Raw genomic sequence first — 22,560 nt, forward strand, 5'->3', positions numbered from 1 at the left:
CTAGTATTTGAACAGCCGGCGGGCGGCCAGTTTCGAGCCAATCAGGATGATCTTGACGATGACATAGTAAATCACCGCTGTGACCGCGAAATATTCAAAGATGCGATAGGTCTTCGAGGCAAAGAACTGGGTCTCGCCCGAGAGTTCGCGAAAACCGACCAGCATGCCAAGCGAGCTCATCAGGACTGCCCAGACCATCTGATTGGTCATGGGGTGATAAACGATGCGCAGGACCTGTGGAATGATGATCCGGATATAGGTCTGGCTTGCGGTCATGCCCAGTGAACGGGCCGCCCGGATCTGGGTGTCGGGTACGGCGAGGAACCCGCCGCGAAAGTTCTCGGCCAGATAACCGGCATTGTTAAAAGACAGACCCAGCAAGACAATCAGATAGGGCGTCAGATGCAGACCAAAGGCACCCAGCCCGAAACCGAAGAAAAACAGCTGGAACAGGGCCGGAGTGTTGCGGGCCAGCTCAACCCAGAAGTTGGCGATCCAGCGCAGGGGTCTGGGACCGTTCATCCGCAACAGGGCCAGGATCAGCCCCAGCATGATGCCCAGTATCATTGACAGAATGGCGACTTCCAGTGTCAGCAGGCCTGCCTCGAACAGATCGGGCAATTGCCTGAATACCGGTCGCCAATGAAAATTGTAATCCACGTTGGAAGGCTCCTGTCCGGTGCTTCAACCGGGATGTTGGTGCTTTTGATTTGTTTTGCCTCACAACCGGGGGACTTTGCAGATCCCCCGGCAGAGCTTCCCGCAGCAGGAATAATTACTGCGGGAAGTACAGCAGGTGATCGATCAGTAGAGAACGCCAGGAATGCGCAACTCTGGTGCTTCACCACCAACATAGGTATCCCAGAGTTCCTGATAACGGCCAGAGCGGACCTGATGGGTCACAAAGAGGTTCAGGTAGTTCAACCAGGTTACATCTAGACGTGGGCCGACAACCGAGGTGTAATCTGTGGTCCAGGGCATGCGAGGGCCTGCGTCAATAGTGTCATACTGTTCCACAATCGGTTTGACGGCTGTGTTGGTCGTGATGCCGACATCAGCTTTACCCTGAGCTACAGCGAGGAAAACCTCATTTTCGCTCTGGTAGCCCTGATAAAGGTTCTCGACACCCCACTCTTTGGCGTACTTGAGGTACTCCTGTTCCGGCACCGTACCGACAGCGGCGGCAACACGTTTGCCTTTGAGGTCTTCAAAAGTCTTTACGCCGCTGTCTTTACCAACCACAGCCTGGGCATAATAGATGGCGTAGGGAATGGAGAAGCCGACAGTCTTGGCGCGTTCAAGTGAATCAGAGGTGCCGCCAAAAACAACATCGGCGCGGTTGGTTGCAATCACAGGCAGACGTTCGGCCCAGGTGACGGGCAGGATTGTCGCGTCAACATCCAGTGCTTTGGCCAGATCCTTACAATATTCCACATCAAAGCCAGCTGGCTCGTTGTTCGCATCGCGATAACCGATGGGCGGAAAGTCGAGCACAACGCCGCAGCGGAGTTCACCCGCATTGATCACATCATCCAGCTTGTCAGCAAAAGCTGCAGGGGTGGTCATGACGGTTGCTATACAGCCGCCAAGGGTCAGGGCTTTCATTACATTCTTTAGCATTTCTTCCTCCAACTGTTCATCATTGCGCCTGCCAGTAACGCCCGAAGTTCACTCCCGGGGTCGGGACAATGGCTCGCTCTGGCATGGCCGTTTTTGTTTGCTCAGGCTTGGGCCCGATTTGCTCTGTACGTCTCTCTGTCACCGACTGTCGCGTTTTGACTGTCTGTATTTCTCATCGGCGTGAGATTGTGTATAACGTAGATTGTATACAATATTCAATATAATTTCTGCAGATCTTCTGAAAAAAAATTGTATACTCTCCTTCATCTTCGCAGGCACCGCAGGAAATCCAGTGAAGATATCGTTGTAATTAAAGAGAGAATCTGAAGTGTTGGAAGGCTTGACAGGACTGGGCGTGGATCTCGCTAAAACGGCGTCATCATCTGATATTATCTATGATGCGCTGCGTGACGGGATCATCAGTGGACAGATAAAAGCGGGGGAGTCGCTGCGGCAAGAACACGTTGCCAAGCTGTTTAATGTGTCCCGTATTCCTGTACGTGAAGCCTTGAACCGCCTTGAGGCTCAAGGGCTGGTACAAAGCCTGCGCTACAAGGGCTATGTCGTATCCTTGCTTTCACCTGCGGATGTCGAGGAAATCTACGAAGTCCGGGCAACGCTTGAGCCGATGGTGATTGAAAAATCTGTGGCGATGATGACCCCGGAAACACTTGAGGAAGCCAGAAGATATTGTGAGCTTTTCAGCTCTGAGACTGATTCGTCAAAGTGGGGCGAATGGAACCGCCTGTTCCACGGTGCGCTCTACAAGGATGCCAAGCGTCCGTTCCATCTCAAATTGATCGGTGAAGCGATTGACCGGGTTGATTCCTATATCCGGGCCCAGCTGGTTCTGACCAACGGGATGGAGAAAGCCCGCAAGGAACACCTTGAAATTCTTGCTGCCTGTGTTGAAGGGGACGGCGAATTGGCTGGCAAGAGAACACGTAAACACATCCTTGGTTCCTACAAGGTCCTGCGCAAGTATCTTGACAACCAGTAAATCATATCCGGTTTCGTCTAATCGATCAGGCTTTTGAAAAGCTCAAGTTTGCCGTTGGCACTGCGTTCAAGCCTGCGCTGGGCGATGATAGTAATTGTTGCCGGAAAATGCAGGGCTGAACGTGCCCATTCCTGCAGTTGCCGTATCTGATCGGGGGCAGGATCTTCTGGCACCGCAATTCTGAACTCGAGCTCCGTCAGGGAATTCTGGATAATCTGGTATTCCTGGATCGGGGCAATGGCCAGCAGTTTCCCGTTATCGGTTGCTGAAATACTAATCCAGCGATAGCTGCCATCCGGATGACGCAGACGATTTCTTTCGCGCCCGAGGATACGTTCGAGAACGGGAAGGCCGCGTCCACAGGCGCAGGGGGGACCCAACACAGCATAATCGCCGACTGCGTACCGGATCAGCGGCATGGCAAAATTGTGCAGGGGGGTGACCAGCACCTTGCCGGGTTGTCCCGGCAGGCAAGGACTGCCGTCGTCGTTCACCACCTCCAAAAACACACCTTCACTCTGGACATGATAATGCGGATGTTCCGGGCATTGCAGGGCAAGGTATCCCAGCTCCCGAGTGGAATAGAGGTCAACAAGTTCGATGCCAAAAGCTTTCCGGCAAATGGCACGTGTCTCTTCTGTCATGATTTCCGAAATGGTTTCAATCTGTCTGAGGCGGTTTGCCTTTAGTCCCTTGTCGAGAAAATGCTGAGCCAGGCGATGGATAATACTGGGAAAGGTAATCAGGAAATCCGGATCATTGTCCAGCAACCATTTGCCCTGCTGTTCAACAGGGGTGTTGATGTTCAATCCTGCCGTCGGACCGGTCCGGATCAGGGCATTGGCCCCACGTTCAGAAGACCAGCCGTGCCCGGTAACACCGGGGTAAACCGCTTGTCCGGTCTTGGAGATACGGATATGTCCCAGTTTCCAGTCGGGATTGCGCTGGTGCCAGATGTGATCCCTGAGGGTAAAGGCGCGCCAGAATACACCGCTGAGGGCCGTGTTCTTGACGCCAATCGGTTGTCCGGTAGACCCTGATGTGTATTTGGTTGTGACGCTACCATGGGCCTTGAGCAGTTTGCCAGACGTCAAGGTAGTCTGGTTGGCGTTGATATCCCCACGGGCCAGAACGGGGTATTCCTGCCAGATTTCAGCAAGATGCTCGGGGCTATCAGCTTTGGGGTAATCTTTGTAGAAAGGCACAGTTTTTTGGCTATGCTGGACAAGCTGGTAGAGCTGTTTGAATTGCATTTCCCGGATTTTCTCTGGCGTCCACCACTGGGTATTCTCCAGTTGGGTCAGGCTGGAGATAACTGCAAGGTTTGAGGCTGTGCTGATAACGGGGAAGGCAAGATGGGGAACCGCGCAGTTCAGCTCATAACGGGACAGCCAGTTATTGTGGGCTTTTGAAGATGTCTTAGAAGGTAAGGGCGTTGTTTTTTGAGTTTTCTTCACTGTTTTTGTAACAGGTCGAGCTGCTTTTTTCTTCATTAAGTTTCCCCGCCAGGCAAAGAACAGATGAATGTTACCTGATTTTGCGATCGCGGGGGAATTTATTCCGATTGATGGCCTGTTGGGCTCAGTCCTGTAGAACCAGCAGGGCGGTGGAGCTGAACTCGCGGCGGTAGAGTACAATAACCACAACGAGCGAAGCCAACATCAATGCCAGAGGGTGAAACATCCAGGCAAGGGCCGCAGATCCAAAGAAAAAGGCGCGCAAGCCCCGGTTAAAGTGATGTCCGGCCCGGCAACTCAGTTTTGTGGCACGTTTGGCATGCTGTTCCAGTTTGATCGGATCAGCTTCCTTGACCGGAGCACTGCCGACCATGATGTTGCAATAGTTGGTCAGACGAAAGGCCCAAGCAAACTTGAAAAAGGCATAGACAAAAATCAGGGCCAGCAGCAACACTTTGAATTCCCAGACCACCGGACTACTGTCCACCGCATAGGGCAGGTGTTTGATCGACTGGGTAACCAGGGTCGGGTTGCCGAGCAGGGCGATAATACCCCCGAGGATCAGCATGGCCGTCGAGGCGAAAAAAGCAATGCCGGTCATCAGGTTGCCAAGGATGGTGGTGTCAATCATCCGAAGATCACGGGTGACCATTTCCATCATCCAGCGTTCGCGATAGACATTGATCCGGTTGGTCAGGCTTTTGTCGGACCAGCGACTGTGATCAGCAAAAAGCGTATAGGCCAGCCAGGACGCGACAAAGACTGCAAGGGCCAGCCAGTCGAGGGAAGAAAAAAGTGTCAGGTTCAATGGCGCAGTCCTTGTTTTCAGCTATTCAGCTGGGTGTATTCAGCCAGAGCCTATGCTCGATGCTGTCTGTTCGGCTATAGCGCTCTGGTTCCGGACCGCTTGGCAATAGCCGGATTTTCCTGTTTTAGCTGGAAGGGGGCTGTTTGGCGATCTTTCGGTACAGATCTTCCATGATTTCATTATTGTGATTCTGGACAATCAACTGAGAGCGGAAAAGTTCAAAGAGTTCGAAAGCCGTGATCAGCAGAAAAACCAGAACCCCGAGTTCGATGTTGCCGGTAAAAAGAAAAATAATGGCGATCAGAAAGATGGTAATGTTGGCAATACCCCGCCCCCATTTGCCGAGGTAGAAATGATGCAGTCCGGCAATGAAAACGTAATTCAAAGTGGCATAGGTATCAGGGTCTTTGAGCTGCTTTTCTGTTTCTTTAAAGAATGAAAGTCGCTGGTCGTCGGGTAAATCCCGGACCTGTTTGCGCAGAGCTTCTTCTTTGGCCAGGACCTCTTCTTTGCTTAACATGTCAGCTCCTTGAGTTTGAGATCGCCTGATTTGCGATCACTTGCCATTGGACAGCATTATGAATTGTTATTCCAGATCTGTTCAGGCGAAGGCTGTTCCGGGCTATTTCAGTATCTTTATTACCCGAATAATAGCCCGGCGGTACCTCTGCCAGATCAGATCTCCGATTGGATCTCTGGGTCAAAGCGCTTTTAATGACCCGGTTTTCCGGGCGTCCTCCGGGTTGCCTAGCGACCCAGCGTAACGATTACTGCTTCACGTTTCCAGAACAGCATAAAGCGTTTTTGTTCGACGATCTGAAAGACCACATTCCAGCCCTCGGCAGCTTCGGCATTGAGCATGGTTTCCATTTTCTTGATTGGAATACCGGATGCGCCAAGAAAGATTGTGCCCAGTCCGCCTTCAACCACGTGAATGATTTTGTATTCTTTGTAAGCCACGAATGCCCCCTATGAGATGTTCAGCTGTTGGTAAAAAAATCCATAAAATCAATAGTGAAGACATGCCGGGTTGTAAAGATTGAAACCCGAAGATGTGTGGGATTGAGAAGCCGCGGCAAAGAGGTGTTGCTTCTATCCTGAGATGATGTGCCGTCCAGGCACAAGTCTTTTTTGGGATATACTGCTTGATCTTGGGGGAGAGAATGTGTATCCCTTTGGCACTAGCTAAAGGGATGCGCTTGAAAATACAGTGTATTGAATAATAAGGAATTATTACCTGGAGTTCACAAGAGAATGTTTTCTCGGGTGTTTTCTCAGGGATTTAAAAGTAAGAGGTTTTATTAATGACGTATGTGACAATTGGTGAACGTATTGCTACCGCCCGCAAAAGCAGAGGACTTACTGCTTCTCAGCTGGCCCGTCGGGTCGGGGTCAAGGTATCCACAGTGAACAACTGGGAAAGCGATCGTTCCGAACCCCGTGCAAACAAGCTGGTGAGCATGGCCGGGGTTCTGGGTGTCAGCATGATGTGGTTGATCGAAGGAAATAGCGATGGCACAGATCTGCCACCAAGTGTTGAGGTGGTGGAAACTGCTGATCTGCAGAGCAAAATCGAACGTCTCCAGTCCATGCATGAGCGCATGGTGCAGCTGCTGTTCGAAATTTCCAGCGAAGTTAACCGGGTTCAGCGCGGTATCCGCGAAGAACAGGCTGATGGTATCGGCTAAAGCCAAACGGCTTTTCTACGGCTTTATGGTAACAGACAGGGTCCAATTCGGGCCCTGTTTGCGGTTTTATTGACTTTCAAGAATGTGAAAGGTCGGATCTGTGCAGGCTGGGCAAGATACGACCGTAATCCTTAGGGCTATGATTGACGATGGATGTGGCTGTTGGAATTCAAAACCCAGTAAAGGATACCAATATACGACCCTGATCAGACTGTCGGGAACAGCCGGTCTTTGTGACATCATGCCTGACAGTTCTGACAAAAAAAGAAGACCGGAACAGGGCTGCTCCGGTCTCGAGGGTGTCATCGGCAACTGGCAGGTCCCGATGACAGAGCAGGTGATACGTCGTCAGGGTGGCGGGGAAACAAAATCGGAATTAACTGGCCAGCCAGACCCTTTCGCCTGAACGGTGGCCCGACATCTCGTTTTCCGGTGAGGCCTCGAAACCCATGACATCTGCAGTGGCAATATCGACAAAGTCGGCAAACATCGGGGTGAGGGCCCCGCCTTCTTCACTGATCATCCGCTGCAGTTCATAATAAATTTCTGCACGCTTACTGGTATCAAGCTCGGCTCTGACCGAAAGCAGCAGTTTGTCGAAGTCTTCCCGTTTCCAGAAGGTATCGTTCCAGGACGCGTCGGACTGAAAGACTGTGGACATCATCATCTCGCCAGTCGGGCGTCCATCCCAATAAACCGGACAGAACGGCTTTTTCATCCAGACATCCGACCAGAAACCATCCGCAGGCTCACGGACGATATCAACATTTATTCCGGCAGCTGCAGCACTTTCTCGCAAGAGAACACCAGCATCTACCGCGCCGACAAAAGCGGCATCCGAGGTGTGGAAAGGAATGGAGAGGCTGTCGAGTCCGGCCTGTTTCAGGTGGAACTTTGCCTTGTCCGGGTCATAGCTGTGCTGGGGCAGGTCTTTGGCGTGATAGGGATCGGTTTCCGGGACCGGATGGTCATTCCCGACCCGACCGTAACCCCGCAGAATGGTATTAACCAGCTGCTCCCGGTCGATGGCATATTTGAGTGCGAGACGGACATGGTTGTTGTCAAAGGGGGCCATATCGGTGCGCATGGCAAAGGTAAAGTGACGTCCACCAGCAGAACGCAGAATTTGCAGGTTTTTGTTGCGCTTCATGAGTCCCAGGGTTTTGGGGTCTGGTGCGTTCATCAGATGAATGGCGCCGGTTTGCAGCGCAGAGGAACGGGCGGCCGTATCGTTGATCGCCAGGGTTTCAATCGCCTCGACATGGGCGCGACCTTCTTTCCAGTAGTTCGGGTTTTTACGGGTAATCGCCCGAACGCCCGGCTCCCAGGATTCCAGGATATAACCGCCAGTTCCAACGCCGTTACTGGGGTTCTCGTCTTTCTGGATGACTTTGAAGTGTCGATCAGCGAGCAGATAAGGCAGGTCTGCATTGCCGGAGGTCAACTCGACGATTACCTTGTTCTTGCCGTCAGTGCGAACATCGGCGATTCCAGAAGCCAGACCCTTGCCGCCTGATTCAGAAGCTTCCCCGCGATGCTGGTTGAGCGAGAAGACCACATCCTCTGCGTCCATCGTCTTGCCGTTGTGAAACTCGACTCCCTGACGCAGGTTGAAGACCCATTTTTGGGCACCGGGTTCGACATCCCAGCTTTCGGCAAGCTCAGGTATGGCCTGACCGTCAGATGCAATCTCGACCAGATTGTTACGCAGCTGGTAATTGACGTTGACGATCATGCGATCGACCTGTTTTCCCGGAGCAAGGTCATCAACGGTAGACGCGCCAAGCATGCCCTGTTTCAGCGTCCCGCCTTTGTTCGGGCTTTGGGCAAGAGCACCTGAACTCAGTAAAGTTGAAGCAGCCGTGGCGGTCAGACCAAGGACAGCAGCCTTTTCGAAGAAATCACGGCGGGTGATTTTTCCAGTGGAAACCATGTGTTGATAGTGGGATATTTCAGACAAGTGATCCTCCTTCGCGGAGCCGACGGCTCATCGCAAACCCAAATTCCAGGCTTTGTTTGTTAATATCGCAGGGGAGGTACCAAACCCGCTTTTGCTCATCGATGTTCTTGTGAAAAGTTCATCAACAACGAGGCCTATTAGACATGCTTTAGTGGGTAAAACTTTTCTTATTTCTCTGGTTTCAATACATAAATCTACGCAGTGTATAAAAATATCCGGAAACAAACTCTGCCCCGAGGTGCTCGAGGTAACCCGGGGGAAAGGGCAAGGAAGGCCTTTGCTGGCCAACAGCTTTCCTTGCCTGATTTTTAAAGCGCCTAAAACTTCCGTTCAGATGTCACGGTCATAAATCCAGGTTTCCGGGATTGGCGTGGGGCAGCCCGTGGTCGATACCAGGGGAAACTCGACGTCTTTGGTAAAGGGCCTCGGGGACATCTTTTTGCTCTCCAGCGCGGCTTTAAGTTCGGCTTTGCTGCCCCAGGTGGCATAACGTGTCGGGGTGTAAAAACATTCTTCAACCTTTTCCCAGTCCGCTGACAACATGTCGTGTTTCCAGACCCGACGATTGTTGATGTAGAGCGCCTGTGAAGGGATTGCGGAGTATTTGTAATGCAGCTTCAATTTGCCATCACTGCAACAGAGTTTGAAGCCCAGGTCTCCGCCCTGAAAGGCGATCAGCTTTCCTGTGGCGGCATAGTTCAGCAGATTATGTGCCTTGCCGACCCGTACAGCAAAATCCCAATTGCCACTGAAGCAGTCAGCTGCTGGCGTGTATTTGTAGTGCCGTTCACCTTCACTGAAAGATTCATTGGTTTCATCACAGAGTTCTTTGATCAAGGCGGCGGCGTCTTCGTACTGATCGCCGACAGCAAATCCGGGGACCCCGGTGATCTCCGTCCCGGTGTCGCTGTTTAGGAGACTCTCGGCAATCGAGCCGACTGTTTGCTGATCCTTGTGGTCATCATTGAGGCGTTTGGCCAAGGTGTTCGCCGGGGTGGCCGGAACTTCAGACGGCGCCGGGGTATAGCCTGCCTTGTTGAGGTAATCGAGATCATTCTTCGGCCTTTCGCCCGGACAACAGACAAACAACAGGTGGTGGGTGACCCCCCGGTATTCCTTTGAAGCGACGAGCTTGTCCCAGGATGCCTTGGTCGGGAACGTGCGTGGAGGTGGAGGGTTGCCCGTGGCGAGCATGGCCCGCGCCGCCATGCGCTGTTCCTGGCTCATGGTGGCGAACTTCCATCGGGTAGGCAAGAAGCGGGTTGGGATTGGAAACTTGTTGGGGCGGTAAGGGATCCAGTAGACCAGCTTGATATCAACCCGGTAATAACTTCGCGCCACGGTCTCGATTGTCCCGTGGGGAATGTCTGGATCTTCTGGCGGTGTGGACAGGTCGGGATCTTCTGGTGCTTCAGGAATTTCGGTCATAATTTCTGCCGGAAGATCAGCCCCGGCGAGTTCAAAGTCCTGTTCCAGTCGCGGGGGCTGGCCGGGACGGTCCCGCAGGACCATCACCTTGACCTTGTTCCCTTGACGCAGGGCAAAGCGTTGTTTCAGGTCAGGGGGATCATCATCGAACAACTTCCCGGTAACGATCGCTTCCAGGGTTTTCGGCGTGATCAGTCGCCGGTTCTCCGGATCTGGACGGGTTAGCGATAACAGAATTTTTGCAAGGGTTTCTGGATGGGGAGGTAGTTTTTCTCCGCCAAGTCCAGCGGCGTCCAGGTGTTTTTTCAGAGTGGTTTTGCCCCAGGATGCCATCTTCTTATGGGCTTTGTCGCGGGTGATTTCTTCATTATCCAGGGCGGTGATGACAGTGAACAGGTCCTCCATAGCGCTCTCCCCTTGTTTTGTTTCTCCGATGATTTTTTTTAGGTGGCTCTTGCAAAACAGCAGAGTATATAGAAAAAACGACAACCATCGGGGGATTAGTTCATCAAACTTTCGTGTAGACAGGTCTGGTCTTGACAAAAACAGATAAGTGTTCTCTTTTTGTTCTATGTCATTTGCTCAAGCCAAACCCCAAACAACGGAACCAAGGTTTTATCGCGTTACGGTCTTTGCGCCGGGCAGAGTTGCGGTCCGTACCCAGGAGCTGTTCGGGGTTCGGAACAAAGCCGAAGCCCTACAGGCTGCGCGTCAGATTCTTCTGGAATACCTCGAGCAAGGCCACCAGACCGGAGCCGTAGAGCTCCGCGGGCAGGGAACGATGATCGCGATCTCACGCGATCCCGGATCGATCGAGCTGGAAGAGACTGACCTGATCAATCTTCTGCCCGGAACGTCGGTTTTATAAAAAACCACTAAAAAAACACTGGCCCAACTCACGCATGATATGCGCGAAATATTGGGCCAGTTTTAGTTTTTGGATTGTTTCTCTATCTAGTGCTTAAGCCATGTATTGAATAGACGCTCCATCTCGTCCTCATTATCAACCCACCAGATCGCATCGGGAACTAAAGAACGCGACATACGTTCAGGGGTTGTGGGTATGTAAGGAAGCATGTCTTTGCCAGACGTGTAATGCTTGCCAACGAACGGGATAGAGGAACGCCTTGCTGGACCGTGCGCGATATAACTTGCTTGTCTGGCTAGCGCAGGCGTGTTCGAGGAATAACGAATGAACTCGAGTGCCAGTTCCAGATCAGGTGTGCCCTTTGGGATAACCCAACCCTCCAGTTCAAGCGATTGCCAATCCCAAAGTGTTGAAATGGACTGTCCTTGTTCAATCTCAGCCTGATAACTGCGTCCATTATAAATGGAAGTCATCGCGACCTGCTTTTCTTTGAGAAATATACCCGGTTCTATTCCTTTTTCCCACCAGACAATATGATCTTTGATGGTATCGAGCTTTGCGAATGCCCTTTTTTTGCCTTCTGAAGTCGAGAGTGTTTGGTAAAGTTGGTCAGGCAGAACCCCGTCAGCCAATAAAGCCCATTCGAGATTATTCGTGGCTCCTTTAAATAAGCCGCGTTTTCCAGGAAATTTTTTGAGATCAAAAAAATCTGCCAATTCGGTGGGGTGTTTTTCGCCCCATTGTCCGGTTGGGTAAGCAAAATGAGTGGAATATGCGACCATGGGAACAAAACAGTTTTTGCTCGTTTTGCTTAATTGAAGAGCTGGATAAAAATCTTTGCTCGCGGGGGTCCCATCTGGAGCAGGGTATAGATCCTTGTCTAAATCTATTTCCACTAAAAGGCCTTCATCACAAGCGACCATGGCCGCCCCGGGGAGCATGTCTACAACATCCCATATTATAGCATTCTGTTTGGCCTGGTATCGAAGGTCGTTTATAGCAGTGAAGCTTCCGGTGATAAGCTCGATCTTTTTGTCTGGGTGTTCTTCTTGGAATGGTTTGATATAGGCCTTTTCTTGACTGATGCCATAAGCTCCGCCCCAGGAAGTGACAACAAAAGATGATGGGCTGGTGGAACGTACACAGCCAGATGTGCCCAGTAGCATCAGGCCAATAATTGCCCAAAAGCACCCGTCTAGATTATTTTTCATGAAGAAAAACCGTTTCGAATAAAAATGGATGTGGAGAGACTGTAGGCTGTGTCGTCAGGGATGGGTAGAAAACGGAATATCCTCGACAAACCCGTCTGAAATTTTGTCAATACGCGCGCGAACGTACCCGGCACTTTTGAAATTTGTCGCTGCAATCAAGTAACTGCTCTGATCGTTGTAAATCTGAAAGCAACGATCATGAATAGCGGAATCATCGTATGAGAAGCACAGTTCGTTTTCTTTAACATGCCAAGCGCCTGCAACGTTTTTTCCGCAGTCCCAGTTTTTGTTTTTTTGGGCTTCGCAATAGCGGTAGTTCGTGGTGCCATTCACATCGTAGTACTCCATCCATTTGTTCTTTTTGTTTTCAAAGTTTGCTGATGGAGTTGTCACATATTCGCCGACGAGAGTGTTACCCGTGAGCAGCTTTGTAATCTCTTCACCGGATAAAGGAGTAAGGCCTTTGCTTTGGAGGTCTGCAATAGATTGATAATTTTCGCTTCCGGTTGTAACGCAACCAGCGAGCAACAATAAAGTCGGAGCAAGAGACAGTTTTGATAACATAGAACTTCCCTGTGTGATAAATCATATGAGAGCGAGTTTACTCTCGACGGTGGACGAGTTATTTTTTGCGAATGGTGATACTATCAGCACAAGGGAAATTCAAAGAAATAAATACATCTTATGGTATTGGTTCGTTTGTGCTGATGTGAATACAAAGTAGAAAACACCCTGCTTTTATTTCAAGAATTTTAATTCAGGGCACGACCATCAGCGGTTCCATCCCGGGTTACTTCCTCGAACCAGTCGAGGGCGAGGGTGGCCCAGCCTTTGGGGACGTCGTGGCCTCCGGGAAACAGGACAAAGCGCAGGTCGCTGTCGGGGGTGCAGCGGGTCCACCAGCGTTGCCAGAAGATGGTGCCCATCTTTTCTTCGGGCATCATGTCAGTTTTGCTCATTTCGAATTCATCAGCGCGCAGGCCGTTACAGCCATTGACCTCTCGCAGGACCTGCAGGCCCTGAAATACATCCCCCTGATAAACACCCGAGCGCAAAGGGCGGCCTTCCAGCGGCACGGTCTGATCCATCCAGCCGTGGGTATGCATCAGCTTGACCGGCCCCTTGCAGTCGGATGATTCGGGATGTGGTCGCCAGAAGGCACCGGAAACCGGCGCATAGGCGGCGGCGATGTCCGGTGCCTGACAGGCAAGGTACCAGGTCAGGGACCCGCCGACGGAAAAGCCGCTCATCAGAATACGCTGACGATCAATACCAAAGCGTTGTGTCGCGTCATCCAGAATTTCGCGGGAAAAAGCCAGTTCATCCCTGAGTTTCTTGCGCTGGGGCAAAAATGACCAGCCTGCACCAAAACGGGATTCTGGATACATCAGCCCGGTCGGGGCCAACACGGCATAACCACGTCCGGTCAAGGTATTGATCATCTCTTTGTCTTTCAGGGTAACTTCACCCGAACGCCCGGCGCCGTGAAAGAAAAGCACTGCAGGGATCTTGTTGCCCTTGGCCAGGTTCTTGGTATCGGGCAACGCAACATTATATTCGCCCAAAGGTATCTTGCAGGCATTGCCGATGTCTCCGCAACTTGTTCCTGAAGGTGTCAGCTCGCCTGCTGCCAATGCAGATGAAACAAACGGATCGCGAATGATAAGGCTCAAGAACCAAACAAGTGCCACTGCAAAACCTGCCCGTGTTTTGTACCGGCCAGAGCACCTGTGCCTGTGCCCGATGGTTTCCTTGTTGGTGGTGATCTTTCTGGCACGTTTGACAGAGCTGGACAGCAGGGGGCGAGAGACCATCATGGGACCTTGGTTGCTATGGGGGCTTTGGTTTGAAAAGACACGTATCGTGATCATACTATGCTGCTTGTATAATGGTGCCAGTACTAAAATGCGGACCGCAACAAATGTTATGATCTAGCCAGCACTGCCGGGCAGAAACAGGTGGTTTTCCTGCCGGACCAGCTGGTCAAGGAATTCTGCGACGACGGCGACTTTCTTGGTGTTTTTCATGCTTTCATGCCAGACAGTCCAATAGCTGCGCTGGATGGACTGTTCCGGGAAAAGCCGCACCAGATCTTTGCTGTGCGGATGGGCCATGAATTCGTGCAGGACGCCAATACCCGCCCCGGAGCAAACCGCCTGCAGTTGGCCCAAAGCGCTGGAGATCTCGATACTGGATTTCCAGCCAGGCAGGAAATCGGCGGCATAGTTCAGTTCTGGCGTGAACACCAGATCCTCGACATAGCCCACCAGACGATGTTGTAGAAGATCGGCGAGTTTTTCCGGTGTACCAGCTTTCTTCAGGTAGCTTCTGGCGGCGTAGATCCCGAGGGAATAATCGGTCAGCTTGCGGGTACGCAGGCGTCCCTTGACCGGGCGGCCAATCATGACAGCAATATCGGCTTCGCGTTGCGACAGCGAGAAACTGCGCGGGGCGGGCACCAGCTGGATATTCAGATCGGGAAAACGCTCCTGCAACAGGTGGAGCCGGGGCGAGAGAAAAATCACCCCAAAGCCGTCAGTTGTGCCAATGCGTACTGTGCCGGCAAGGGTGGTCTCGCTTTGCCTGACGAGGGACTGGGCCTGGAGAAACTCGTTTTCAATCCGCTGGGCAACCTCGAGAAAGGCGGCGCCATCCCCCGTCAGTTCACAGCCGCGGGTGGTGCGCTCAAACAGCTTGCTGCCAAGGGATTCCTCCAACGAGGTAATACGACGGCTGAGTTTGGCCTGACTGACGTTCAGTCGGTTTGCCGCCCCCAGCATCTGGCCCGATCTTGCAATGGCCAAAAAGTATTTTGCATCATCCCAGTTCAATTTTTGATCCTCGTTTATGCATAACAGATCATATTTAATGTCTATATATAATCATAAAGGCTGTCGATACCTTATCCCGCAGATCATTTATTTCCTGCACCCGTTATTCAGTTTGAGGACAGCACCATGATCGAGATCGCACATTATGTGAACGGCGCCTTTGTCGCCGGAACTTCCGGCCGCAATCAGAAGGTATTCAATCCGGCAACCGGAACATCTGAAAAAACTGTTGCTCTGGCCTCTGTGGCCGAGGTTGACGCCGCGGTTGCTGCTGCCAAGGCAGCCTGGCCGGCCTGGTCAAAAACACCACCACTGCGCCGCGCCCGTATTCTTGACCGTTTCAAGAACATCCTGTGGGAGCGCAGCGAACAGATGGCCGAAGCCATTTCCGCCGAACACGGCAAGACCCACGATGACGCGCTGGGCGAAGTAACCCGCGGGCTTGAGGTTGTCGAGTTTGCCATTGGCGCGCCAAGTTTCCTCAAGGGCGAGTTCTGTGAAAATGTCGGCTCCGACGTCGACAGCCACATGGTCCGACAGAGCCTGGGGGTCTGTGCCGGGATCACGCCGTTCAACTTCCCGGCCATGGTGCCGATGTGGATGTGGCCTGTGGCGCTGGCAACAGGCAACACCTTTGTTCTCAAACCATCCGAGCGAGATCCTTCTGTATCGCTGATGATGGCGGAATGGCTGGCCGAAGCAGGATTGCCTGCGGGTGTCTTTAACGTGGTACAGGGCGACAAGGTTGCGGTTGATGCGCTGCTCGAGCACCCCGATGTCAAGGCGATCAGCTTTGTCGGTTCCACCCCGATTGCCCAGTATATCTATCAGACCGGAACCGCAAACGGCAAACGGGTCCAGGCGCTGGGCGGGGCCAAAAACCACATGATCATTATGCCTGATGCCGATCTGGATATGGCGGCTTCTGCCCTGATGGGCGCGGGTTATGGTTCTGCTGGTGAACGTTGCATGGCGATTTCTGTTGCCGTCCCCGTCACCGATGCGGTTGCCGACGCGCTGATCGAAAAGCTGATCCCGCAGATCCAGGCGCTGAAGGTCGGCCCTGCGGCAGATCGTACCTCGGAAATGGGACCACTGGTCACAGCACAGCATCTGGACAAGGTCCGGGGCTATATCGACAGCGGCGAAGCCCAGGGTGCCAAGGTTGTGGTCGACGGCCGCGATTTCAAACAGACCCGTCAGGGCTATGAAAACGGCTATTTTATCGGCGGAACCCTGCTCGACAACGTTACCGAAGACATGACCTGCTACAAGGACGAGATCTTTGGCCCGGTTGTTTCTGTGGTGCGCAAGGGCTCCTATCAGGAAGCGGTTGATCTGATCCACGGGCACCCTTATGCCAATGGTACGGCGGTCTTTACCCGCGATGGCGATGTTGCCCGCAACTTCAGCCAGGACATCGAAGTCGGCATGGTCGGCATCAACGTGCCGATCCCGGTTCCCATGGCTTTCAACAGCTTTGGCGGCTGGAAAGCGTCTATCTTTGGTGATCACCACATGCACGGCATGGAAGGGGTGCGCTTCTACACCCGGATCAAAACCACGACAACCCGCTGGCCAACCGGACAGCGCAGCGACCCGGAATTCACCATGCCTACCCTCGGGTAAGTGTCTGGCGGGTAACTGCCTGGAAAACCCTGCGCCTGCTGGCCAGGTGCCAGAATCACTTATCCTGATTCAGCAAAGATGTTGAACGGGAAAAAGTCATCCTTCGCCGCGGACACTATCAGCTTTTGCTGAGTGGTGTCCGCGGCGAAGTTTTTTTGCGGTTATCAGGCTCTGACTTTTATCCTAGATGTGTGCTATTATAGCGGGAAAGATTTTTACCGATACTACTGCGGACGCTGCCCGGTATGCGGGGCTGCTGTAACGAGATTCTTTCGGTCGTCGCAAAGGGGGTATTATGGGTTTCAGGCAAATAAAAGTTGCGCTTGTCTCTGGCCCTTTATCTTTCGCGACCCTGATCAGGGTCTTTTACCTGATAATTCTCTCTGTTCTTGCTGCCACTTTGTTTATATCCCCGCTTCAAGCAAAAGACATTTTACCTGTTGTCGGACAGGCCGGGAAAGCGGGAAGCCCACCAACTCTTATATTCAGTACCTATGAAGTCAGGGATGAGGAAACCGGGCAGCTCATGGCACAGCTGGATGCTCTGGTTCGCGAAGCGACAGCTAGAGTAGGCTGGGTTGCCGAAGTAATGCCCCTGCCTTTCCGCCGTTCTATTCGGGCGGCAAACAGCGGGGCTGCAGATGGTCACTATCCCCGGATCGAAGGGGTTGAGGACGATTACCAAAATCTGGTCCGGGTTGATTCTCCTTTGCTCTGGGGTGAAGTGGTTGCCTTGACCTTTGACCCCGCAATCCGGATTTCTGACTGGGGGTCTTTGCGCCATTATTCGGTCGGCTACCCGGCGGACTGGGTGATCTTTTACAGCCGGGCCGGGGACTATGGTCATCCCGCACCGGTCGAGCTGGAAAGCAATATCCTGAAAATGCTCAAAGCCCGGCGGTTTCAGGTGGCGCTGGTCTGGAAAGAGCTTTTCCGTATATCTTCCGACCAGAACCAAGGTGAGGCTTCCGGCCTGACGGTCACACCTCTGGAACAGCGAAATGCCTATCTCTACCTGCATAAAAAACACGGCGCTCTGGCCCCGCTTCTGGCGGCGGTACTCGATGATATGCACAGGGATGGCAGCTTCGAAGTTCTTTGTCCTTTTTGCAAGGCACCAACCCAGGACAGCTCACAGGCGGGGGGATATTTGATACCGCCATTTATACCTTCTCTTTAGCGCTGGCACTTTAATGCCGGGCTCTATAGCACCGGGTCGCCCTCTCTTTCCTGACGTGAGATCTTCATGCCTTCGGGCGTGTCGTTTCCAGGCCGGTTCGGGCAAATCAACCGGCTAGGCGTGATCTTGGGTCTTGTCTAACCAAAAACTGTTGCGGATTGGGAGGTAATACAGGCAGCTGTAAAGCAGGGCAGAAGCGAGGCCGCACAATACCAGAAGAGCAGGGAGGGCCATAACCAAATAAGGAAGAAAAGTAGCAAGAATATTTCCGTCTGCTATTCGCTTGCTTGTTTGCACAGAATCTATAGTCTGACCGGACGAATGCGATAAGCGCTTGATAGCTTTAAATAGCTGATGTTGATGAATTTTCTGACGCGAATTCCAGAAAACCATCGGCAGGGCCGATCTTGATGATCCAGTGTATTGCCGCTTCTCCTGCAATGTTTGTCTGCAGGCGCTGACAAGTGTGTTTTTACCTAAGCTTGCTGATACAGACTTTGCTGTTGCAGTTCTTGCGTTAGAAATAACAGGTCCCAAGGGACCCGTTCGCTATAGCCCGGAGCCGCAAAACCACCTGCCACTACAAAAACAGACCATTTACGCCGCTATCAGGCGATCAATGGATAACCCGTAGCAGTGTCGTACCCCGATATCTTTGATCTCCGGGCCAGAACCTGCTGCACATTCGAAGGTGTTCTCATGTCAAAAAAAGGCGACAATAAACGCGGCAACAAAGAAGCCAAAAAGCCAAAACAGGTCAAGGTAAAGGTTCTGGCAACGGCTGATTCCGGCGCGAACAAGACAAGCCTGAACGTCGGAGCCAAGAAGGGAAAATAAGAAAGTATAAGGTTAGAAAGACACAGGAACAAGCCCGGGGCTGAGGCAGTAAAACACGCTCACAGCCCCGCTTGCTGTGTCTTAATAGACGTTTTTTATTGCTGATATTGTAATTGAGAGATGGTCCGAGAATAGAGGGCAAAAGTCGAAGCCAGAGGCCTTGCAACGGAAGGTTTGCCTTAGGAGGGATTTCTGGGTTTTTGTGTGATTGTGTCCAGAAATACAGGCTTTATCAAAAGCGACCAAATTTCTAAGTATCTGATTGTATACCGAAAGAATGGTGCCGTGAGGCGGAATTGAACCGCCGACCCCGTCATTACCAATGACGTGCTCTACCCCTGAGCTACCACGGCCTCGTCTGGACGGGCGTTATATGCCTCTGCCAGCGAACCAATGCAAGCCTTATTTTTATCTTTGGGCAAAAATTTTGATTTTCTCCAAAGGTCTTGATTTTATGCAAAGGCATCAGGGCCAGAGGTTTGCTCCTTCCGGCCCGAGACGTGATTTTCGCTCTGTCCGTTACAACAGTACTTGACGAAGGCGGGGGAGATTAGCACTCTGCCGCCATGAACAAAGCACCAGAAACCGATACTACACCGGAAAATACATCCGCAGTCGCCGATACGCCAGAGCAGAAAGAGCTGGCTGAACGCACCCGGCAACGGCTGGACCGTGAGGCCAAGGCGCTGCGCGAGAACCTGCGCAAGCGCAAAAGCCAGATGCGCGAACGTAAATAGCGCCTCGCGCTGAAGGGCCTGTTGCTGCTGTACGATCAGACGCAGAAGACAGGTCCGTGAGGCAGGCTGATCTGTTCTTGATCTTTTGCAAGCGGCAAGTCTCCTTGGTTCCGATCACAAAAAGGGGCCAGTAAACCATCCTGGATAAATTCAGCGACAGCTCAGCCTTGTAAATTAGGGCCTATAAATATGAAGCGGGCGAATCTTCATTCTTGAGCTTTTGGTGCGGAAACAGTAGAAGGCCATATATAGATCTGCCGCCTTGTCTACAGGCTTGTGCGCAGAAAACCTGTAGAGTTGTGAAGAGGGAGAGCAAGCCGTGGGAATTATGCCGGACACATGGATTCGTGAGCAGGCCGAAAAACATGGCATGATCGAGCCCTATGTCGAGGCGCAGCGCCGCGAGGGTGTGATCTCCTACGGGGTCAGTTCTTATGGGTATGATGCGCGGGTATCCAGCGAGTTCAAGATCTTCACCAATGTGCACAACGCCATTGTCGATCCCAAGAATTTTTCCGACCAGAGCTTTGTCGAGAAGAACGATGATGTCTGCATCATTCCGCCGAACTCCTTTGCCCTGGCCCGGACGGTCGAATATTTCCGCATTCCGCGCGACGTGCTGGTGATCTGCCTTGGCAAATCGACCTACGCCCGCTGCGGCATCATTGTCAATGTCACGCCGCTGGAGCCGGAGTGGGAAGGCCATGTGACGCTGGAATTTTCCAACACCACACCGCTGCCTGCCAAGATTTACGCCAACGAAGGTGTCTGTCAGTTCCTGTTCCTCAAGGGCGAGGGCGACTGTGACGTGTCCTATGCGGATCGCGCCGGGAAATACATGAAACAGCGCGGGGTTACGCTCCCCCGTTTGTAAGAGCTACATTTGTTTTGGGGGCGCCTGTAAGGTGCAGCCCCTGGCTCTTTCCCCAGGGACGAGAGCCCTGTTACTGGTCATTTTTTGTCATCAGTTTTATGGCAGAATGATCGGGGTACGTTTTTTGAACAGATCGTCGTCACGATTTGAACAAGAGCCGCCATTACTTTTTTCCCTGTACCGGGCCTTTAAACAGGCTTTTTTTATGGGAGAATATCATGGCAACAACGTCGGAATTCATTCGGCACGGTAAAGGTCCCCTGTCTTGCAGGGCAGAGATCAGAACACCTGGAGGCGGAAATATCCTCCAGTTCAGAAATAAGGGTCTGAATACTCAGGCTGAAACGGTAAAGACGACGATGGACAAGATCAGAATTCGCGGGGGCAACCCGCTCAAAGGTAAAATTCACATCAGTGGCGCCAAGAACGCAGCGCTGCCGCTGATGACGGCAGCCCTTCTGACGGATGAAGTGCTCACGCTCTGTAACCTGCCGCATCTGGCGGATATCACCACGCTGGCCAATCTGCTGTCGCAACATGGTGCCGAACTGCACATGAACGGTGCAGCGGGCAGCGAAGGCTGCGCCGGGCGGGTGCTGGAAATCCACGCCAAAAACATTGCCACGACCCGTGCACCTTATGATCTGGTGCGCAAGATGCGTGCGTCTATTCTGGTGCTCGGGCCCTTGCTGGCCCGTGAAGGTCATGCCGAGGTTTCGCTGCCCGGTGGCTGTGCCATTGGCTCGCGTCCGGTTGATCTGCATCTGCAGGGCATGCAGCAGCTTGGCGCCGAGATCGAACTGAAAGAAGGCTATGTCCACGCCAGAGCGCCCAAGGGGCTGATCGGCGGCGAAGTGGCTTTCCCGAAGGTTTCTGTTGGCGCGACAGAAAACATTATGATGGCGGCAGTGCTGGCCAAGGGCACAACCCGGATGATCAATGCGGCGCGTGAGCCGGAAGTGGTCGATCTGGCAGACTGTCTGATTGGCATGGGCGCACAGATCCAGGGTGCAGGCACGGATTGCATCACGATTGAAGGCGTCGACCGCCTGCACAGCTATACCCACACGGTGGTGCCGGACCGCATCGAAACCGGGACCTATGCCATGGCGGCGGCGATGACCGGCGGTCGGTTGGAGCTGATCGGGGCAAGGCCAAAACACCTGCGTTCGATGATCGACCAACTGGCGCATGCCGGTGTGGTGATCGAGGACAGCGAAAACGGCATGGTTGCCAGCCGTGCGGGCAGCCGGGTGATCGGTGTGGATATCATGACCGAGCCCTATCCGGGTTATCCAACAGATCTGCAGGCCCAGACCATGGCGTTGATGTCGACTGCCGAAGGCGCCTCGATGATTACCGAAACGATTTTTGAAAACCGTTTCATGCATGTGCCAGAGCTGTGTCGTATGGGGGCAAACATAACCGTACACGGGTCTTCCGCCCTGGTGCGCGGGCAGGCCAGACTGACCGGGGCCGAGGTTATGGCAACGGATTTACGGGCCAGCTTCTCGCTGATTATGGCAGGGCTGGTTGCCGATGGGGAAACTGTGCTAAACCGTGTCTATCATCTTGACCGCGGTTATGAGCGGGTTGAGGACAAGCTGGCTGCCTGTGGAGCCGATATCGAGCGGCTCAAGGTTGAATAATCATCGGCAGGGGTGTAAGACCGGGATGTCTTGTGCTTTTGTGATGAAACAGGACACGTAACCAAAGGTGGGGAAGACAGGCATGGCTGAGGGGACAAGACTGAAGATCCGGGCGCAGGATGACGAAGACATCCGCACGCTTTCAGGTCTGTTGCAGGACTCTCTGGTGCCGCTGTGCGATGTTGCCTGGCTGCCGGCGGAAAAACGTTTTGTCATGGTGGTCAACCGTTTTTGCTGGGAAATGCTGCCGGCCGAGATCCGGGCGCGCGGCTTTTCTACACCGGACAATCCGGAAGAGATCGTGGCTGCCAAGGAAGAAACAAAAGCTGACAGCAAGGACGAGGATGACGACGACGTCGCCTTTGCCGATGTTGCGCCGCTGCCTACTTTTCACCGGGTAAATACCGGGTTGTGTTTTGACCGGGTTAAGTCAATCCAGGTCAAGAATGTGGATCTGGGGCAGAAAGATGAAATTCTTAATCTGCTGACCATTGCCGCAATTCCCGGATACATCACGCTGCACTTTTCTGGCGGCGCGGCGATCCGCCTTGTCGTTTCCCAGATCCGCTGTCATTTGGATGACATCAGCGAACCCTGGCCGACACTGAACCAGCCCCGCCATGATATTGAAGACCAGCCCGTTGAAGCGGCGACAGGTTTTACAGATCATGGAACTGGTGATCATGGCCCAAAAGATCATGGCCCAGAAGATCATGGTTTGGGTGCACGCTCCCCGAAAGAAGTGTGACGGTATCAAGCAAGAAAAGACCAAGGTAAAAAGTG

22 protein-coding genes and 1 tRNA gene are annotated in these 22,560 nt (G+C 52.7%); 10 read left to right on the forward strand and 13 right to left on the reverse strand.

Annotated features, from left to right (window positions below):
- Together O4H49_RS04540 and O4H49_RS04545 are read right to left on the reverse strand one after the other, a co-directional pair.
- On the reverse strand, positions 1–660 hold the full coding sequence (locus O4H49_RS04540; protein WP_269422231.1) for an amino acid ABC transporter permease: 660 nt from the start codon (positions 658–660) through the stop codon (positions 1–3).
- 144 nt (positions 661–804) lie between these two features.
- A complete protein-coding gene (locus tag O4H49_RS04545; RefSeq protein ID WP_269422232.1) occupies positions 805–1,620 on the reverse strand; it encodes a transporter substrate-binding domain-containing protein in 816 nt (271 codons plus the stop codon).
- Between the two features lie 328 nt (positions 1,621–1,948).
- Between O4H49_RS04545 and O4H49_RS04550 the strand changes: the two genes are divergently transcribed.
- Positions 1,949–2,620 (forward strand): GntR family transcriptional regulator, encoded by a 672-nt coding sequence (locus O4H49_RS04550; RefSeq protein ID WP_269422233.1) that lies wholly within the window; start codon positions 1,949–1,951, stop codon positions 2,618–2,620.
- Positions 2,621–2,637: 17 nt separating this feature from the next.
- Here O4H49_RS04550 and O4H49_RS04555 read toward each other — a convergent pair whose 3' ends face one another.
- The 4 genes from O4H49_RS04555 to O4H49_RS04570 all read right to left on the reverse strand — a co-directional run bounded on the left by O4H49_RS04555 (position 2,638) and on the right by O4H49_RS04570 (position 5,845).
- Positions 2,638–4,113, reverse strand: a complete 1,476-nt coding sequence (locus tag O4H49_RS04555; RefSeq protein ID WP_269422234.1) for a phenylacetate--CoA ligase family protein — start codon at positions 4,111–4,113, stop codon at positions 2,638–2,640.
- Positions 4,114–4,201: 88 nt separating this feature from the next.
- Complete coding sequence (locus tag O4H49_RS04560) at positions 4,202–4,885, reverse strand: DUF599 domain-containing protein (protein WP_269422235.1); 684 nt, start codon at positions 4,883–4,885, stop codon at positions 4,202–4,204.
- A gap of 124 nt (positions 4,886–5,009) precedes the next feature.
- Positions 5,010–5,405 (reverse strand): TM2 domain-containing protein, encoded by a 396-nt coding sequence (locus tag O4H49_RS04565; protein ID WP_269422236.1) that lies wholly within the window; start codon positions 5,403–5,405, stop codon positions 5,010–5,012.
- Between the two features lie 227 nt (positions 5,406–5,632).
- Positions 5,633–5,845, reverse strand: a complete 213-nt coding sequence (locus tag O4H49_RS04570; protein ID WP_020592396.1) for a DUF4177 domain-containing protein — start codon at positions 5,843–5,845, stop codon at positions 5,633–5,635.
- A 344-nt stretch (positions 5,846–6,189) separates the two neighbouring features.
- Between O4H49_RS04570 and O4H49_RS04575 the strand changes: the two genes are divergently transcribed.
- Complete coding sequence (locus O4H49_RS04575) at positions 6,190–6,573, forward strand: helix-turn-helix domain-containing protein (RefSeq protein ID WP_269422237.1); 384 nt, start codon at positions 6,190–6,192, stop codon at positions 6,571–6,573.
- Between the two features lie 376 nt (positions 6,574–6,949).
- Here the strand turns inward: O4H49_RS04575 and O4H49_RS04580 are convergent, their stop codons facing one another.
- Together O4H49_RS04580 and O4H49_RS04585 are read right to left on the reverse strand one after the other, a co-directional pair.
- Positions 6,950–8,533 carry an ABC transporter substrate-binding protein gene (locus tag O4H49_RS04580; protein WP_269422238.1) on the reverse strand — a complete coding sequence of 528 codons (1,584 nt, stop codon included), beginning with the start codon at positions 8,531–8,533 and terminating at the stop codon, positions 6,950–6,952.
- 330 nt (positions 8,534–8,863) lie between these two features.
- A complete protein-coding gene (locus O4H49_RS04585) occupies positions 8,864–10,366 on the reverse strand; it encodes a hypothetical protein (RefSeq protein WP_269422239.1) in 1,503 nt (500 codons plus the stop codon).
- A gap of 166 nt (positions 10,367–10,532) precedes the next feature.
- Here O4H49_RS04585 and O4H49_RS04590 point away from each other — a divergent pair, with 166 nt between their 5' ends.
- Positions 10,533–10,829 (forward strand): hypothetical protein, encoded by a 297-nt coding sequence (locus O4H49_RS04590; RefSeq protein ID WP_269422240.1) that lies wholly within the window; start codon positions 10,533–10,535, stop codon positions 10,827–10,829.
- Between the two features lie 86 nt (positions 10,830–10,915).
- Here O4H49_RS04590 and O4H49_RS04595 read toward each other — a convergent pair whose 3' ends face one another.
- The 4 genes from O4H49_RS04595 to O4H49_RS04610 all read right to left on the reverse strand — a co-directional run bounded on the left by O4H49_RS04595 (position 10,916) and on the right by O4H49_RS04610 (position 14,871).
- Positions 10,916–12,040, reverse strand: a complete 1,125-nt coding sequence (locus O4H49_RS04595; RefSeq protein ID WP_269422241.1) for an extracellular solute-binding protein — start codon at positions 12,038–12,040, stop codon at positions 10,916–10,918.
- Positions 12,041–12,094: 54 nt separating this feature from the next.
- Positions 12,095–12,604 carry a hypothetical protein gene (locus O4H49_RS04600; RefSeq protein ID WP_269422242.1) on the reverse strand — a complete coding sequence of 170 codons (510 nt, stop codon included), beginning with the start codon at positions 12,602–12,604 and terminating at the stop codon, positions 12,095–12,097.
- Between the two features lie 188 nt (positions 12,605–12,792).
- The gene (locus O4H49_RS04605; protein ID WP_269422243.1) at positions 12,793–13,911 is read right to left on the reverse strand and encodes an alpha/beta hydrolase family esterase; all 1,119 of its coding nucleotides are present in this window, start codon (positions 13,909–13,911) and stop codon (positions 12,793–12,795) included.
- A 60-nt stretch (positions 13,912–13,971) separates the two neighbouring features.
- Positions 13,972–14,871: a LysR family transcriptional regulator gene (locus tag O4H49_RS04610; protein ID WP_269422244.1), complete on the reverse strand. Its 900-nt coding sequence runs from the start codon at positions 14,869–14,871 to the stop codon at positions 13,972–13,974.
- Between the two features lie 126 nt (positions 14,872–14,997).
- Here O4H49_RS04610 and O4H49_RS04615 point away from each other — a divergent pair, with 126 nt between their 5' ends.
- From O4H49_RS04615 to O4H49_RS04625, 3 genes are all read left to right on the forward strand, one after another.
- On the forward strand, positions 14,998–16,500 hold the full coding sequence (locus O4H49_RS04615; RefSeq protein ID WP_269422245.1) for a CoA-acylating methylmalonate-semialdehyde dehydrogenase: 1,503 nt from the start codon (positions 14,998–15,000) through the stop codon (positions 16,498–16,500).
- A gap of 295 nt (positions 16,501–16,795) precedes the next feature.
- Entirely contained in the window at positions 16,796–17,680 is an 885-nt protein-coding gene (locus O4H49_RS04620) for a hypothetical protein (protein WP_269422246.1), read from the forward strand.
- A gap of 699 nt (positions 17,681–18,379) precedes the next feature.
- Positions 18,380–18,517 (forward strand): hypothetical protein, encoded by a 138-nt coding sequence (locus O4H49_RS04625; protein ID WP_269422247.1) that lies wholly within the window; start codon positions 18,380–18,382, stop codon positions 18,515–18,517.
- A 278-nt stretch (positions 18,518–18,795) separates the two neighbouring features.
- On the opposite strand, the gene O4H49_RS04630 is transcribed toward O4H49_RS04625, so the two are convergent.
- A tRNA-Thr gene (locus O4H49_RS04630) sits at positions 18,796–18,870 on the reverse strand.
- A 213-nt stretch (positions 18,871–19,083) separates the two neighbouring features.
- Between O4H49_RS04630 and O4H49_RS04635 the strand changes: the two genes are divergently transcribed.
- From O4H49_RS04635 to O4H49_RS04650, 4 genes are all read left to right on the forward strand, one after another.
- A complete protein-coding gene (locus tag O4H49_RS04635; protein ID WP_269422248.1) occupies positions 19,084–19,254 on the forward strand; it encodes a hypothetical protein in 171 nt (56 codons plus the stop codon).
- A gap of 328 nt (positions 19,255–19,582) precedes the next feature.
- On the forward strand, positions 19,583–20,128 hold the full coding sequence (gene dcd, locus O4H49_RS04640) for a dCTP deaminase (protein WP_419715209.1): 546 nt from the start codon (positions 19,583–19,585) through the stop codon (positions 20,126–20,128).
- Between the two features lie 359 nt (positions 20,129–20,487).
- Complete coding sequence (gene murA / locus O4H49_RS04645; RefSeq protein WP_269422280.1) at positions 20,488–21,777, forward strand: UDP-N-acetylglucosamine 1-carboxyvinyltransferase; 1,290 nt, start codon at positions 20,488–20,490, stop codon at positions 21,775–21,777.
- A gap of 82 nt (positions 21,778–21,859) precedes the next feature.
- A complete protein-coding gene (locus O4H49_RS04650; RefSeq protein ID WP_269422250.1) occupies positions 21,860–22,525 on the forward strand; it encodes a DUF2948 family protein in 666 nt (221 codons plus the stop codon).
- Positions 22,526–22,560 lie beyond the last annotated feature (35 nt).

This window comes from Kiloniella laminariae (assembly GCF_027214005.1).
In the GTDB taxonomy this organism is placed as follows: domain Bacteria; phylum Pseudomonadota; class Alphaproteobacteria; order Kiloniellales; family Kiloniellaceae; genus Kiloniella; species Kiloniella laminariae_A.

Bases quoted from the DNA above. Each gene is read 5' to 3' on its own strand.
- O4H49_RS04545 (WP_269422232.1), bottom strand. From the start codon at position 1,620: ATGCTAAAGAATGTAATGAAAGCCCTGACCCTTGGCGGCTGTATAGCA.
- O4H49_RS04555 (WP_269422234.1), bottom strand. From the start codon at position 4,113: ATGAAGAAAAAAGCAGCTCGACCTGTTACAAAAACAGTGAAGAAAACT.
- O4H49_RS04565 (WP_269422236.1), bottom strand. From the start codon at position 5,405: ATGTTAAGCAAAGAAGAGGTCCTGGCCAAAGAAGAAGCTCTGCGCAAA.
- O4H49_RS04575 (WP_269422237.1), top strand. From the start codon at position 6,190: ATGACGTATGTGACAATTGGTGAACGTATTGCTACCGCCCGCAAAAGC.
- O4H49_RS04585 (WP_269422239.1), bottom strand. From the start codon at position 10,366: ATGGAGGACCTGTTCACTGTCATCACCGCCCTGGATAATGAAGAAATC.
- O4H49_RS04590 (WP_269422240.1), top strand. From the start codon at position 10,533: ATGTCATTTGCTCAAGCCAAACCCCAAACAACGGAACCAAGGTTTTAT.
- O4H49_RS04595 (WP_269422241.1), bottom strand. From the start codon at position 12,040: ATGAAAAATAATCTAGACGGGTGCTTTTGGGCAATTATTGGCCTGATG.
- O4H49_RS04600 (WP_269422242.1), bottom strand. From the start codon at position 12,604: ATGTTATCAAAACTGTCTCTTGCTCCGACTTTATTGTTGCTCGCTGGT.
- O4H49_RS04605 (WP_269422243.1), bottom strand. From the start codon at position 13,911: ATGATCACGATACGTGTCTTTTCAAACCAAAGCCCCCATAGCAACCAA.
- O4H49_RS04615 (WP_269422245.1), top strand. From the start codon at position 14,998: ATGATCGAGATCGCACATTATGTGAACGGCGCCTTTGTCGCCGGAACT.
- O4H49_RS04620 (WP_269422246.1), top strand. From the start codon at position 16,796: ATGGGTTTCAGGCAAATAAAAGTTGCGCTTGTCTCTGGCCCTTTATCT.
- O4H49_RS04625 (WP_269422247.1), top strand. From the start codon at position 18,380: ATGTCAAAAAAAGGCGACAATAAACGCGGCAACAAAGAAGCCAAAAAG.
- O4H49_RS04635 (WP_269422248.1), top strand. From the start codon at position 19,084: ATGAACAAAGCACCAGAAACCGATACTACACCGGAAAATACATCCGCA.
- dcd (WP_419715209.1), top strand. From the start codon at position 19,583: ATGCCGGACACATGGATTCGTGAGCAGGCCGAAAAACATGGCATGATC.
- murA (WP_269422280.1), top strand. From the start codon at position 20,488: ATGGACAAGATCAGAATTCGCGGGGGCAACCCGCTCAAAGGTAAAATT.
- O4H49_RS04650 (WP_269422250.1), top strand. From the start codon at position 21,860: ATGGCTGAGGGGACAAGACTGAAGATCCGGGCGCAGGATGACGAAGAC.